Here is a 14,472-nt window from a genome sequence, read left to right on the forward strand (position 1 = left end):
CGTTTCCAATCACTCTGCGGCCCTGAGGGTCAGGTCGGCGACGGGGGACCATTCCGCCGGGCGGGCGGCGTGGTCTGCCCAGGGATCGGCCTGGTAGACCGACTGGCTCAGCATGAAGCGGTCGTAGAGGGCCGCGCGGGTCGCCGGATCGGCCACCTGTTCTCGGCACCAGTCGAGGCCGACCTTGTCCACCCACTTGTAGATGCGGTGCAGGTAGCGGGCGTTCTCGCGGTAGAGCTGAACGAAGGCGGCGGTGACCTCGCAGACCTCGTCCTCGGTCGCGACGGTCAGCAGGGGGACCGTCTCGCGCACGTCCATGCCGGCGGCGCCGGCGACGCTGATCTGGAAGCCGCTGTCCACGCAGACGATGCCGATGTCCTTGCAGGTCGCCTCGGCGCAGTTGCGGGGGCAGCCCGAGACGCCCAGCTTGACCTTGGCCGGGGTCCATGAGCCCCAGAGCAGCTGTTCCAGCCGGATGCCGAGGCCGGTCGAATCCTGCGTGCCGAAGCGGCAGAACTGCTGGCCGACGCAGGTTTTCACCGTGCGGAGACCCTTGGCATAGGCGTGGCCCGAGACCATGCCGGCGTCGTTCAGGTCGGACCAGATCGCGGGCAGGTCCTCTTTGCGCACGCCCAGCAGGTCGATGCGCTGGCCGCCGGTGACCTTGACCATCGGCACGTTGTAACGGTCGGCGGCGTCCGCGATGGCGCGCAGTTCGGCGGGGGTGGTGACGCCGCCCCACATGCGCGGCACGACGGAATAGGTGCCGTCCTTCTGGATGTTGGCGTGGTTGCGTTCATTGACGAAGCGGCTCTGGCGGTCGTCGCGGTAATCCAGCGGCCAGTCGGACAGCAGGTAGTAGTTCAGCGCCGGGCGGCAGGAGGCGCAGCCGCCGACGGTGGTCCAGCCCAGCTCCTGCATCACCGCCGGAATCGACTTGAGGCCCATCGACTTGATCAGGCGGCGCACGTCCTCGTGCGTGTGATCGGTGCACTTGCACATGGGCGGGTTGGCGTTGGCCGCGAAGCCGTCGCCGAGGGTGAGGGCCATGACCTGCTCCACCAGCCCGGTGCAGGTGCCGCAGGAGGCGCTCGCCTTGGTCAGGCCGCGCACCGCGTCGAGGGTGTTGGCGCCGCCCTGAATGGCGGCGGTGATGGTTCCTTTGCAGACGCCGTTGCAGCCGCAGATCTCCGCCTCAGGCGGCAAGGCTGCAACGGCCGCCAGAGGGTCCGCTTGGGCACCTCCGGCGAAAGCGGGTCCGAAGATGAGGGTGTCGCGGCCTTCGGTCACGTCGGCGCCGCTGCGGATCTTGTCGAAGAACCACGCGCCATCGGCGGTATCGCCGTACATGACGGCGCCGATCAGGCGCTCGCCTTCCAGGATCAGGCGCTTGTAGATGCCGCGGCCGGGGTCGCGGAAGACGATGTCCTCGCGGCCGGGGGCGTCGGCGAAATCGCCGGCGCTGAAGAGGTCGCAGCCAGTGACCTTCAGCTTCGTGGCGGTCTGGACGGGCTTGAAGGCGGCGCCCTGCCGCGCCAGCGTCGCGGCCAGCACCTTGGCCTGGTCGTAGAGCGGGGCGACGAGGCCGAAGAGCTGGCCGTCATGTTCGGTGCATTCGCCAAGCGCGTAGATGGCAGGGTCTGAGGTCTGAAGCTGATCGTTCACGGTGATGCCGCGCGCAACTTCGAGGCCGGCATCGTTCGCCAGCCGCGTTTCGGGGCGGATGCCGACGGCCATGCAGACGAGGTCGGCGGGGTAGACGGTGCCGTCTTCCAGCAGCACGGCCTCGACGCGGTCCTCGCCAAGGATGGCCTTGGTGGCGCCCTTGCAGTGGATGCGGATGCCGCGCTTCTCGAGGTCCTTTTGCAGCAGGTAGCCGGCGGCGGGGTCCAATTGACGCTCCATCAGGTGGCCCATCAGGTGGATCACCGTCACCTCGGCCCCGCGCGCGGCCATCCCGGCGGCGGCTTCGAGGCCCAGAAGGCCGCCGCCGATCACCACGGCCTTCGCGCCGGGGCGGGAGGCGGTGATCATGGCGTTCGTGTCTTCGAGGTCGCGGTAGGAGACGACGCCGGGCAGCTTGTGGCCGGGGACCGGGATGATGAAGGGGGCCGAGCCGGTGGCGATGACCAGCGCGTCATAAGGGACAGCGCCGTTCTTGCCGTGGACGACTTGCGCCTCTCGGTCGATCAGCGTGACGGCTTCGCCGAAGCGGGTGGCGACGCCTTGGGCCTGGTACCACGCTTCGTCATGGGTGACGATCTGCTCGTAGGTCTTCTCGCCGGACAGGACCGGGGAGAGCATCAGGCGGTTGTAGTTGCCGCGCGGCTCGGCGTTGAAGAGGGTGACGGTGTAGGCGCCGGGGGCGGTCTCGAACAGATGCTCCAGCATCCGGCCCGAGGCCATGCCCGCGCCGATGACGACGAGGTTCTTTGTCATGGGCTTACTCCGCCGCTTCCACGAAGCGGTGACGTTCATAGAGGAAGCGCAGCACGGCCTCGCGCGCGCGGACGTAATCGGGATGGCTGGCCAGCCGGATGCGGTCCCGGGGACGGGCCAGCGGCACCTCCAGCACCTCGCCCACGGTGGCGGCGGGGCCGTTGGTCAGCATCACGATGCGGTCGGCCAGAAGCACGGCCTCGTCCACGTCATGGGTGATCATGATCATGGTGTTGCCGAGGCGGGCGTGGATCTCCATCACCGCGTCCTGAAGATGGGCGCGGGTGAGGGCGTCGAGGGCGCCGAACGGCTCGTCCAGCAGCAGCAGCTTCGGCTCCATCGCCAGGGCGCGAGCGATGCCGACGCGCTGCTTCATGCCGCCCGACAGCTCGCCCGGCCGCTTGTGGGCGGCATGGCCCATCTGCACCAGATCGAGGTTCTGCATGATCCAGTCGTGACGCTCGGCCTTGGTCTTGGTGCGGCCGAAGACCTTCTGCACCCCCATCTTCACGTTGTCATAGACGCTGAGCCAAGGCAGCAGGCTGTGGTTCTGAAAGACCACGGCGCGGTCGGGACCAGGGGCGTTCACCTCGCGCCCCTCCAGGATGATCCCGCCCGAGGTGGTCTCGGTCAGCCCGGCGATCATGTTCAGAAGCGTGGACTTGCCGCAGCCGGAATGGCCGATGACGGACACGAACTCGCCCTTGGCGATGTCGAGCCGCACGTCCTGCAGCACGACATTCTCGCGGCCCCCCGAGGCGGGGAAGGTCTTTCCGGCGTGGTCGATCTTGAGATAGCTCATGGTGTCCTCCTCAGACCGTGGTGCCGCGGCTGACCTTGGCGCCGATGAAGGCGACCAGGCGGTCGAGCGCGAAGCCGGTGGCGCCGATGTAGAGCAGCGCGACGAAGATGTCGGTCAGCATGGAGCTGTTCCACGCGTCCCAGATGAAGAAGCCGATGCCCACGCCGCCGGTCAGCATCTCGGCCGCGACGATGGCGAGCCAGGCCAGCCCGACGCCGATGCGAAGGCCCGAGAAGATGTAGGGGGCGGCGGCCGGGACCATGATCTTCCAGAAGAATTCCAGCGGGCTGAGGCGCAGGACGGCGGCGACGTTGCGGTAGTCCTGCGGGATGGCGCGGACGCCGGCGGCGGTGTTGATGATGACGGGCCAGATCGCGGTGATGAAGATCACGAAGATGGCCGAGGGGCGGCTGTCCATGAAGGCGGCGAGGCTGATGGGCAGCCAGGCGAGCGGCGGGACCGTCCGCAGCACCTGGAACAGGGGATCGACGCCCCGCATCAGCCAGACGGACTGGCCGATCACCGCGCCGATGGCGATGCCGACGAAGGCGGCCAGGCCGAAGCCGATGCCGACCCGCTCGAGCGAGGTCAGGACGCGCCAGCCGAGGCCCATGTCCTGCGTGCCCGCGACGTAGAAGGGTTGCAGGATCAGGTCGCCCGATTGCTGCCAGATCTCGACCGGCGAGGGCAAGGCCGCGCCGCCTTGAGCCAGTAGCAGCTGCCACAGGCCCAGCAGCGCCGCGACCACGAGGACCGGCGGCAGGACATGGGTCAGCGCGGCCTGTCCGACGCGCTTCAGGCGGGCCCCGCCGCTGCGCGGGCGGGGGATGGTGTGGACGGTGGCGGCGGGCCGGGGGGCCGGCGCGGCGGCGGCGGGGCGCTTGAGGGCGGTGACGGTCATCGCGGCCCCTCTCACGCCATCGCCTTGATGGTCTGGGCGGCGAGATAACCCTCCGCGTCAGCCGGATCGAAGGTCGTGCCGTCGAAGAAGGTCTCGGGTCCGCGGCTGTCGCCCTTGTCGCCGGTCTCGAGGCCGAGCGCGGCGGCCGCCTCGATCCAGAGGTCCGAGCGGTTGGTCTGATCGACCAGCGCGGCGGTGTCCAGATCGCCCGGCAGGTAGCCCCACCGCTTGTTCTCGGTGATGAACCACGTGTCCAGCGACTTCCACGGGAAGGAGGCGCTGCCGTTCTCGCCCCAGAAGCGCATCGCGAGGTCGGGGCGGCTCTCTTCCCGGCCGTTGCCGTAGTTGATCTCGCCCTTGATGCGGGCGGCGATGTCGGCGACGGGGACGTTGTACCATTGCCGCTTCGAGAGGATCTGCGCCATCTCGTCCTTGTTGGCAGCCTCCTCGCACCACATCTGCGCCTCCATCACGGCCATCAGGATGGCGCGGGTGGCGTTGGGATTCGCGTCCACCCAATCGGCGCGCATGCCGAGGATCTTCTCGGGGTGGTTCGACCAGATCTCGCCGGTGGTGCAGGCGGTGAAGCCGATGCCCTGGTTCACCAGCTGCTCGTTCCAAGGCTCACCAACGCAGAAGGCCTCCATGTTGCCGACCTTCATGTTGGCGACCATCTGCGGGGGCGGGACGACGATCAGGTCGCATTCGGTCGTCGGATCGATCCCGCCGGCGGCCAGCCAGTAGCGCATCCACAGATCGTGCGTGCCGCCGGGGAAGGTCATCGCCACGGGGATCTCCTGCCCGGCGGCGCGGCGGGCGGCCCAGATCTCCTTGAGGGTGGCGCTGTCCAGGCCGACGCCGCTGTCGGCATAGGCCTGCGTGACCGAGATGCCTTGGCATTGCTCGTTCAGGGACAGGAGGTTGTACATCGGCAGCGGCTGGTTGTTCTGCGTGACCGTGCCGGTGGAATAGAGGTGCACCTTCGGCCGCAGGATGTGCCCGCCGTCGATCCCGCCGCCCGAGGAGCCGAGCGCCATGTTGTCGCGCGTGGCGCCCCAGCTGGCCTGCTTCTCGATCCGCATGTCGGTCATGCCGTGGGCGGCGAAGAAGCCTTTCTCCTGCGCGATGATCAGCGGCGCGCTGTCGGTCAGGGCGATGTAGCCAAGCGTGGCGCCGGTCGTCTCCAGCGCAGGGGTGGCGGCCCAGGCCCCGCCCGGCAGGGCCAGCCGGGCGGCGGCGGCGGTGGCCGCGACCGAGGCGGCGGATTTCAGGAAGCTGCGGCGGGTCGGCGTGATCAGGCTCATCTGGCGATCCTTGGCGAGGCCCGGAGGGGGCCGGGGAATGGCGGGACGGCAACGGGCAAAAGCCACCTGCGCTTGCCCCTGAAGCGGGACATGCGTGGTGGCGTCGTTGCCGGGGATAGGAGGTCCGCAGCCTTGCGGAAGGTCGGTGGCCGAAGGCGCCGTTGCCCTGTGGCCTTGCACTAACCTTGAGGCACAGGAGGCGAATCGGTCAAGGACGGGGCAAGGGTTTTGCGGCGCCGTTCTTCGACTGCCGCGCAGGGCGGCGCGGCTGCCTGCAAAATCAGCGCGCGTAGATCGGCGGGTCGAAGGTTTCGCCGTCGAAGAAGGCATCGGGCCCGAGGATCATCTGCCCCTTCTCGCTGGCGACGGGCGTAGGGTGGGTCATCGCCCCCTCGATCCGCGCCGAGGCGCCGGGCATGTCCGCCCCCGCCGCCCGCAGGTGCCGGCGATACAGGTCGGTGCGGAAGCAGGCGCCCGCCGCCTCCATCGCCGCCTTCGGGTCGAGGTTGTGCGCCTCGGCGATGTCGCGCGCCAGCAGCGCCGCCGTGCTGCGCCAAGGGAAGTTGGCCCCGCCCGCATGGAAGCGGATGAAGTCGGGGAAATGCCGCACCTCGCCCTGCGGGCTGACATGGAGACGGCCCAGCAGCCCCCGTTCGCTGAGTTCGGGGGAGAGGTTCAGGTAATCGGGGCGCGAGAGGATCTCGACCGCCGTACCGCGATTCTCGGGGATGTCGATCCAGCGGCAGGCGCGCCAGATCGCCCGCATCAGCGCGCCGGTCAGCTCGGGCTGGCTTTCGGTGAAGGCGCGGGTCAGGACCAGCCCCTTCTCGGGCGGCGCGTTCCAGATCGCCCTGCCCGCCAGCAGCAGCGCCCCCGCCGCCGTCTCGACGGCATAGGAGGCCCAAGGCTCGCCGACGCAGAAGGCGTCCACCTCGCCCGAGGCGAGGGCGGCGGCCATCATCGGCGGGGGGACCGTGTGGATCGAGAGGCCGGGCTCGAGCGGCGAGCCTTTCAGCCAGTGCCGCACCAGATGGGCCTGGGTCGAGAAGGGGAAGGGAACGCCGACCTTCAGCGGGCCGGTCCAGACGGACACCAGCGCGTCCCGCGCCGCGCGGGCGTCGCCGAAGCCGAAGCCGTGGCCGATGGCGCGCAGCCGCTCGGCCAGCGCGGCGTTCACCGCGATGGCCTGCCCACCCTGGCTGATGAACATCGCCAGATCGAAGGCCGGATAGTCCGGCCCGAGGCCGAGCGCCTGCGCGATGGGCAGCGGCACCAGCATATGCGCGGCGTCGATCCCGCCGGTGCCCAGCATGTCGCGGCTCTGCGCCCAGGAGCGCAGGCGGATGAGATCGAACTCCAGCCCCTCCTCGGCGGCGAATCCGATCTCGGCCGCGACGATCAGGGGCGCGGCGTCGATCAGCGGGACGTAACCGAGGCGCAGAGAGGTCAGGCTCATGTCAGCAGCCCCGCCGCCATGACCAGCTGCTGGGCGATGTCGGCCACGCGGCGGCCCTGGTCCATCGCCGTCTTGCGCAGAAGGGCATAGGCGGCTTCCTCGTCGATGCCGCGCGCCTTCATCAGGATGGCTTTCGCACGGTCGATGATCTTGCGTTCCTCCAGCGCGGCGCGGGTCGCCGCCAGTTCGGTCCGCATCTTGTGGAACATGTGAAAGCGCGCGATGGCGGCGTCGAGGATCGGGCGGATGCGCTCGGGCTGCAGGCCGTCCACGACATAGGCCGAGACGCCCGCCTCGATGGCCGCCCGCGTCAGCCCCTCGTCCGAGCGATCGACGAACATCGCCACCGGCCGCTCCAGCGGGCCGGAGGCCAGCGCCAGTTCCTCCAGCACATCGCGCGAGGGGTCGGCCACGTCGATCAGCACGATGTCGGGCTTCTGCTCGGCGATGCGGCGGGCAAGGCCGGTTTCCTCGGCAATGACGGTGACCGTGTGATCGCCCGAGGCGCGCAAGCCGTCCACGATCCGCAGCGCGCGGTCGCGATCGCGTTCGACGATGATGATCGACAAGCCCGGCATCAGGTCCCCCTGCTGCCGTCAAAGCCGCTGCCTGCCGCGACAGCAATCCCGCGCAAGGCCAAAGCCAGTGGCGCGGTGCAATCCCACGGCACGTGCATGGCCAGCGGGCAGCACTGCCCACCCCTGCGGCAGAGTAGGTCTACGCGGAAGCAGACAGGACCGGAACGGGATGCGGGCTTGGCGCCGGCAGGGGCTGCTTCTCGCTGCAGGCGCGGAAGAGCTGCGCGAGGCGCGCGGCTGAATCGCAGATGTCGTGCCGGGCGAGCGCCCGCTCGCGCGCGGCGGCGCCCACCTCGGCCAACCGCTCGGGCAGGCTGAGCGCGGCCTCGTCCAGCGCCGCGGCCAGCGCGTCGGCGCTTCCCGCAGGCACGAGCCAGCCGGTCCGGCGGTCGAGCACCAGCTCGGGGATGCCCGCGACATAGGTGGTGATGCAGGGACGGGCGGCGGCCATCGCCTCCATCAGCGCGACGGGCAGGCCCTCGGCGAAGCTGGGCATGACCATGACATGCGCCTGCGACAGCGCCTCGGCCACCTGCCCCTCGTCCATCCAGCCCGGCAGGCTGACGCGATCCGAAATGCCGAGCCGCGCGATGGTCTGGCGAATCGCCGGCGCAAGGGGGCCGTCGCCGACCAGCCGCAGATGCATGGGCTGGCGCACGCGGGCCATCGCCTCGAGCAGCATCATCTGGCCCTTCTGCTCGACGAAGCGGCCGATCGAGACAAGTTGCAGCGGATGACCCGGCCCAGGTCCCGGCGGAAGCGGCCGCGGCTGCGCGAAGACCTGACGGTCGATCCCGCAATGGACGACCTGAAGTTTCGGCCAGTCGGCTGCCGGGGTCCAGCGGGCCAGCTGGCTGCGGCCGAAGTCGCTGACCGCCACGACGAAGCAGGCATCGGCGATCTTCGCCTCGAGGTTCAGGGCGCCGATGGCGTCGAACTCCTCGGGGCCGTGGACGGTCATGCTGTAGCCCGGCCCGCCCATCAGGCGCGAATAACGGGCGACATCTGTGGAATTCGTGCCGAAATGGGCATGGAGATGGGCGATGCCCGTCTCGCGGCACCGGCGGGCGAGCCATGCGCCCTCGGCCAGGTAGATGAATTGGCGCAGCAGCCCGCGGCCCTTGCCGCCCCGCCAGCCCGCCGAGATCGCCGCACCCGCCGCGCGCGGGTGGCGCAGGACGCCGCGCAGAAGCGCAAGGCCTAAAGCAAGCGCGCCGCGGTCCAGCACATATTCCGTCGCCGCAAACTCGGCCTTGTCGACCGGCGTCACCAGCGGCTGAGGATCGGGCCGCATGGCGAAGCGGGTGATGGAGAGCCCGGCCGCCTCGAGCGCCTGGATCTCGCGGCGGATGAAGGTTTGCGAGGGACGGGGGTAGGTGTTAACCACGTAGCCGATGCGAATCGGGGTCCGGCAAGCTGAATCGGATGTAACGTGCATCGTAAGATCTGGTTCCGCTGCCTTGTCGATAAATCTGGCTTATTCTTGCCGACGAGGCACGACCATGTCGATCTTATTTCCACCTTCCGAAAAAAAGTGGCATTCTGGTCTTCCTCAGCAGAACGAAAGCGAGCTGTCGTGTTAGTTGGTATGATCTTGCTCTCGACCATCGCGGGCGCTGCGTCAACAGGTCTTCTTCTTCTCCTGGGTCATGGCCTGGGGTCTGCGCTGCTGTTCGGCTATGTCTGCGGCGGCGTTCTGACGATGATCCTGCTGAGCGTGCGGATGGTGATCTGCGAATGGCTAAACGGCCGCGCGGGATCGCACGGCCGTTTTCATGAACAGGCGTTTCAGCAGCCGGTGCCGCGCGCGACCACGCGGAACGTCTGGACGATGGTCGCCAGATCGAGCCGCAGGCTCACCTCGCGGGAATAGCGCTCGTCGTAAAGGGCGCGGGCGGGGAAGGCCGAGCCGTTGCGGATCGACACCTGCCAGAGGCCGGTCAGGCCAGGGCGATGCGCCGCGTAGTACTGGCCCGGATAGAGCACGCGCTGCTCGGGCATCATCGGTCGCGGGCCAACCAGGCTCATCTGACCCAACAGCACGTTCACCAGCTGCGGCAGCTCGTCCAGCGAGCTCTTCCGCAGGAAGCGGCCCACCGTGGTGATGCGCGGATCGTTCCGCAGCTTCTGGTCCCGGTCCCATTCGGCGCGCGCCGCGGGATTGGCATCCAGATGCGCCTTCAGCAGCGCGTCGGCATCGGGGCGCATCGTCCGGAACTTGAAGAGGCGGAAGGTCTTCCAGCCCTCGCCCAGACGGTCCTGCGTGTAGATGGGCGACCGGCCGTCGACCATGATCGCCACCGCGATCAGCGCCATCAGGGGAAGAAGAAACGGGAGGGCGATCAGGATGAGCGCCGTGTCGAGGACACGTTTACCGCCATTCCGATAGAGCCCACCCGGATAAAGTTCGATCTGCGGAGAAGACACCGAGTTGATGTCCGGCCGGCTATTGTAAAACGCCATACTGAAGGCTCCGTCCTGCACACAGCCACACTGGTAAAAAAGGTCTGCCTCCAAGCGCGACCGGCAAAACTATCCTTCCGCCGACTTGGAATATGCATAGGTATATGTGCCGGGTAAGGTCTTAGCAACCTATTTAAAAAGAGAGTCATATTTTTGAGTTTCACCCTTATCGCGAATAAAGAGGATTCGCACAATTCAGGGTTGTTATTTCAACTATAGGGAGGTGCGATTATCTCAGCGCTCGCCGGATCAGCGACCGCGGTCCCATTTGCCCGAAGGTCGACGCGCCCGAACCGCCAATGCCACGCTGGAATATGTCGCGAAACCAATGGGATCTCGCAGGGCGGCCTTGAGCAGCCAGCTGCCCGACGGACTGTCGCCTGCCGAGCGGGCAGCAAGCTCGGGGTATCTCGCCGACAGCTCGGCATTACCGGCATTCTGCCTGCGACGCACGCGGACAAGACGCAGGAAACCCTCGGTCACCGGCCAGAGATAAGGCACTTCGACGCGCGTTCTTTCGCTGCGGTTGAAATGAAGACGCACAAACGCGTCATCCGCGATAATGTCTGGGAACCGGTTCCAACGCGCTCGTCCCTCGGCATTGACGGCGAATAAACCCGCACCAGTCACATTTTCGGCAACGAAAGGCAGCGCCTGCCAGAAGCGCGAATAAGCGGCAGACACGCGGCTTCTGGGCGCCGGGATCGTCAGCCGCGCGCCGATATAGCGCGCGCCCGGCCCCGAAAGCGCCGTGTAGAGCGCCAGCATCATCCCCTCGCCGATCACGACGTCCGCATCGAGGAACAGCCGGCTTGGCCCCGCGGCCTGCGCCTCGGCAAGGTTCAGCGCCGCAATCTTGCCGCCGCCGGGCGTCTCGAGCACCGCCATGTGCCAGCCCGCAGCCTCGAAGCGGCCGGTCCAGGCGCGCGCGATCTCCGCCGTGCGGTCGGTGCAGCCGTTGGGTACGACCAGCAGCTCGGGCCGCGCCCCCGGCGGCAGCGCCTGCGCGAAGAGGGCCCCGAGGCAGGCGTCGATCCGCGCCTCTTCCTGATGGGCGGGAATGATGACGGTGAGATCGGCGCCGCTCATTTGTATTCGATCAGCCGCACCTGGCGGCGGCGCAGGCGGTTCACCAGATAGCTCAGGGCCCCGAGCGCCTCAGGGAACTTGCCGAGGACGTTGAAGAACGCCCTCTCCCAGCCCATGCGGCGCGACAGGCGCAGGACCTGCGCCGGATAGGCGAGCAGCAGCAGCAGGGCGGCGGGATGGACCAGCGCGCCCAGTATCGCCGCCGCCGGCAGCAGCGCGCCCCAGACCAGCGCGCGCCGCGTCTCGGTGCGCCAGTGCCGCTCGGGCGGGGCGCCGTGGAGGGCGGCACCCTCCGCATAGGCGTGGCCGGTCCGGCGGCTCCGGCGCCACCACTGGGCGAATCGGGTCATGTCGGCATCGTGCCAAGTCATCTCGACGTCGAGGCGGCGGACGGTCCAGCCGGCGGCCCGCAGGCGCACGCACATCTCGGGCTCCTCTCCGGCGATGAGGCTGTCGCGGAAGCCGCCGACGCCCGTGACCGCCACGTGGCGAATCAGCATGTCCCCCCCGACGGCGAGGGCCGGGCCGACCGGCGTGTCCCATTCCGCGTCGCAAAGACGGTTGTAGACCGAGCGTTCGGGGAAGCGCTCGCGCCGGCGGCCCGCAACGACTCCGAGCCGCGGGTCGGCCTCCATCGCGGCGATGGCCGCCGGCAGCCATTCCTCGCGCAGCGCGCAGTCGCCGTCGATGAACTGCACATAGTCCGGCGCACCGCCATCGGGCGCGGCGGCCAGCGTTGCAAGGCCGGCGTTGCGGGCGCGGGCGGCGGTGAAGGGCCGGTCCATGTCCAGCGCCACCACCTCGGCCCCCGCAGCCGCGGCCGCATCGGGGCTGCCGTCAGTGGAGCCCGAATCAACGTAGATCACCCGCTGCGCCTTCCCGGACAGCGAAGCAAGGCAGGCCCGCAGCCGCGCGCCCTCGTTGCGTCCAATGGCAATTACGGCTACGCGGGCCGCAGGGGCCTTGACATGCGGCTCGTCCATGGGCGGCGGGAAAATCTGTGTCATTTTTCGATACTCCGCGATAGTCAAGCGCCCTTTACGTGTTATGGCAGTAACTAGCTCGCCCAGGGATGCAGGAAAAGGCTTGGTGATGGACGGCGGAACCACGGGCTATCAGCCCAACACGCAAAGGTACTGGGACGCAATGCCCAGGCTGGACCTGAGCCAGGCGCAGAAGAAGCAGCCAGAGATCGCGCGCCAGGGCGATCCGGCCGCAGACGGCTACGACCTGCTGCGCACGCGAATCCTCGGCGAGGTGGCCGAGCGCGAGTGGGCGCGGGTCGGGGTGACCCAGGCCGCGACCGGCCGGGCGGCGCCCCTGACGGCGCTGAACCTCGCCTTGTCCGAGGCGCGGCGGCCGAAGCGGTCGATCCTGCTGCTGGATCTCGACATCGCGCGCCAGCCGGTGCTGCGCTATCTGGGGGCCGATCTCGAGACCGGGCGCGCGGATGGCAGCTTCCGCCTGTGGCGCGCCAACGACCAGCTGGGGGTGATGGCGATCAAGGCCTCGCCGGCCGAGGCGGCGACCCGCCTGCTAGACCCGGCCTTCAGGGCCGAGATGGACGAGGTGCTGGCCAAGGCTGCGCCCGACATCGTGATCCTGCACGTGCCGCCGCTGCTGGCCGGCGACGCAGGTCTTGCGGGCCTGCCGCTGGCGCAGGGCCTGATCCTCGTCGTGGACGCGCAGGCCGACACCGCGGCCCGGCTGCGGGAATGCCAGGCGCGCATGCGCGACATCTGCCCGCTTCTTGGGCTGTTTCATTTCGACGCCGAGGTTTGAATGGGTCCGATCGTTGGAGTCAAAGAGTTCATCGACATGCTGCGCCGTCGCGGCCCGGTCATCGCGCTGATCCTGATGGCCGGCCTCTACCTGACGATCACGCATGCCCTGTCGCTGGCCCGCAGCTACGAAGCGGTGACCGTCATCCAGATCGAGCCGAACATCCTCGGCGGCGGCCTGGCGGGCGAATCGTCCGGCGACACGGCCGCGCGCCTGCGCCTGATCGAGCAGCGGCTGATGGCGCGCAGCAACGTCCTCGACATGATCGACCGGTTCGACCTGTTCGACGACGCGCCGGAACTGAATGAGGACACGCGCGTCACCGCGTTCCGCCAGGGCACGCGGATCGAATTCGTGCCGGCGGCCGGTGGCGGGCCGGGCTCGGATCGCGAGTTGTCGGCGATGCTGATCACCGTGCGGGCAGGCGATGGGGCGACCGCGGCGAATCTGGCGAACGACATGGCCGACCAGATCATGCGCAGCGACCAGGAGACGCGGAACCGGCGCCTCGACGATCTGATCGAGACGCTGCAGCGCGAGGACGACCGCATCACCACCGCCATCCGGCAGGTGCAGGTGCAGGCCGAGGCCTTCCGCAGGCAGAACGCCGATTCGCTGCCCGAGAACACGGAATACCTCGTGGGCGAGCTGACGCGGCTGGAATCGCAGCGGGTCGAGCTGACGCGGGCGCAGCAGGCCCTGGAGCGCGAGCTGCTGGCGGTCGAGGTCGGCACGGCCGCAACGGCCGGCGGGCGCAGCCTCTCGGTTGTCCAGCAGCTCCGTACGCTCGAGGTGGACCTGGCGCAGGCGCGCCTGACGCTGCCTGAGGACCATCCCGAAGTACAGCGCCTCGCCGCCGCCATCGAGGACGTGCGCGAGGGGCAGGTGCGGCAGATGACCCCGGGCGCCGCCCGGCAGGTCGAACTGATCCGCAGCCAGTCGCAGGATCTCGACGCCGAGCGCGCGGCCATCGACCAGCGGGTGCCGCAGATCGAGGCGCAGCTCGCCGCGATTCCGACCACCTCGGTCAGGCTCGACAACTACGCGACCCAGATCGCCACGCTCGAGGTCAGCCGCGCCACCATCGCCGAGCGCCTGTCCCGCGCGGAGCTGGACAAGCGCCTCGCCAGCAGCGAGCACGGCGACCGGATGGTGGTGCTGGAACGCGCCAGCCGCCCCGAATATCCCGTCAGCGCTGGCCGCAAGCGCGTCGCCGTCCTCGGCCTCGCGGCCAGCCTGGCGGCCGCACTGGCCGCGGCCTTCCTGCTGGAGATGCGGCGCCCGCTTCTGCGCACCCCGGCGCAGCTTCAGAAGGCGCTTGGCGTGGCGCCGATCGCGGTCTCGGCCCTGCGGCCGTCGCGCGCGCAGCGACGGCGGGCGCGCCTGCGCGACCTGACCAGCGCCACGATCGTGACCCTGGGCGTGATTGCCATCGGGATGCTCATGCTGTCGTCGGGCAGCGCCTGACGGCGCTGCCGTTCAACCTGACGCAAAAGTCAGGTTGACGATGCGCGTGCGAAAGCGCCCGCTTCATCCATGGGAGTATCGGCCCGATGTGTTCGCTCGGGATCCGTGCATGTAACGATTTAGCTGGACAAACCGGGAGGAAGTGACATCGACTCGCACTCAGGTTGAGCGGCGTGTTGATGTTTCGCGTT

At 68.8% G+C, this 14,472-nt stretch carries 12 protein-coding genes; 2 read left to right on the forward strand and 10 right to left on the reverse strand.

Annotated elements, in window-relative coordinates:
* Positions 1-9: 9 nt before the first annotated feature.
* The 10 genes from nirB to BLP73_RS09240 all read right to left on the reverse strand — a co-directional run bounded on the left by nirB (position 10) and on the right by BLP73_RS09240 (position 12,039).
* Positions 10-2,439, reverse strand: coding sequence for a nitrite reductase large subunit NirB (nirB, locus tag BLP73_RS09195; RefSeq protein WP_090742898.1), 2,430 nt, complete (start codon positions 2,437-2,439; stop codon positions 10-12).
* 4 nt (positions 2,440-2,443) lie between these two features.
* Complete coding sequence (locus BLP73_RS09200) at positions 2,444-3,241, reverse strand: ABC transporter ATP-binding protein (RefSeq protein WP_090742901.1); 798 nt, start codon at positions 3,239-3,241, stop codon at positions 2,444-2,446.
* A gap of 10 nt (positions 3,242-3,251) precedes the next feature.
* Positions 3,252-4,142 (reverse strand): nitrate ABC transporter permease, encoded by an 891-nt coding sequence (gene ntrB, locus BLP73_RS09205; RefSeq protein WP_090742904.1) that lies wholly within the window; start codon positions 4,140-4,142, stop codon positions 3,252-3,254.
* Positions 4,143-4,153: 11 nt separating this feature from the next.
* Positions 4,154-5,446 carry a CmpA/NrtA family ABC transporter substrate-binding protein gene (locus BLP73_RS09210; protein WP_090742907.1) on the reverse strand — a complete coding sequence of 431 codons (1,293 nt, stop codon included), beginning with the start codon at positions 5,444-5,446 and terminating at the stop codon, positions 4,154-4,156.
* A gap of 280 nt (positions 5,447-5,726) precedes the next feature.
* Complete coding sequence (locus tag BLP73_RS09215; RefSeq protein WP_090742910.1) at positions 5,727-6,902, reverse strand: ABC transporter substrate-binding protein; 1,176 nt, start codon at positions 6,900-6,902, stop codon at positions 5,727-5,729.
* Positions 6,899-7,483 (reverse strand): ANTAR domain-containing response regulator, encoded by a 585-nt coding sequence (locus BLP73_RS09220; RefSeq protein WP_090742918.1) that lies wholly within the window; start codon positions 7,481-7,483, stop codon positions 6,899-6,901. The genes BLP73_RS09215 and BLP73_RS09220 overlap by 4 nt, the downstream gene beginning before the upstream one ends.
* Positions 7,484-7,619: 136 nt before the next feature.
* Positions 7,620-8,882 carry a glycosyltransferase gene (locus BLP73_RS09225; protein WP_090743127.1) on the reverse strand — a complete coding sequence of 421 codons (1,263 nt, stop codon included), beginning with the start codon at positions 8,880-8,882 and terminating at the stop codon, positions 7,620-7,622.
* Between the two features lie 386 nt (positions 8,883-9,268).
* Positions 9,269-9,943, reverse strand: coding sequence for a sugar transferase (locus BLP73_RS09230; protein WP_090742921.1), 675 nt, complete (start codon positions 9,941-9,943; stop codon positions 9,269-9,271).
* A 249-nt stretch (positions 9,944-10,192) separates the two neighbouring features.
* Positions 10,193-11,032 (reverse strand): glycosyltransferase, encoded by an 840-nt coding sequence (locus BLP73_RS09235; RefSeq protein WP_090742924.1) that lies wholly within the window; start codon positions 11,030-11,032, stop codon positions 10,193-10,195.
* Positions 11,029-12,039, reverse strand: coding sequence for a glycosyltransferase family 2 protein (locus BLP73_RS09240; RefSeq protein WP_090742927.1), 1,011 nt, complete (start codon positions 12,037-12,039; stop codon positions 11,029-11,031). Before BLP73_RS09240 ends, BLP73_RS09235 begins: the two co-directional genes overlap by 4 nt.
* Before the next feature lie 139 nt (positions 12,040-12,178).
* Here BLP73_RS09240 and BLP73_RS09245 point away from each other — a divergent pair, with 139 nt between their 5' ends.
* Entirely contained in the window at positions 12,179-12,814 is a 636-nt protein-coding gene (locus tag BLP73_RS09245; protein WP_139165921.1) for a P-loop NTPase family protein, read from the forward strand.
* Positions 12,815-14,281, forward strand: coding sequence for a GumC domain-containing protein (locus BLP73_RS09250; RefSeq protein ID WP_175453289.1), 1,467 nt, complete (start codon positions 12,815-12,817; stop codon positions 14,279-14,281).
* The last annotated feature ends 191 nt before the right edge of the window (positions 14,282-14,472 follow it).

Origin of the sequence: Paracoccus tibetensis (assembly GCF_900102505.1) — a bacterium.
Taxonomy (GTDB): Bacteria; Pseudomonadota; Alphaproteobacteria; order Rhodobacterales; family Rhodobacteraceae; genus Paracoccus; species Paracoccus tibetensis.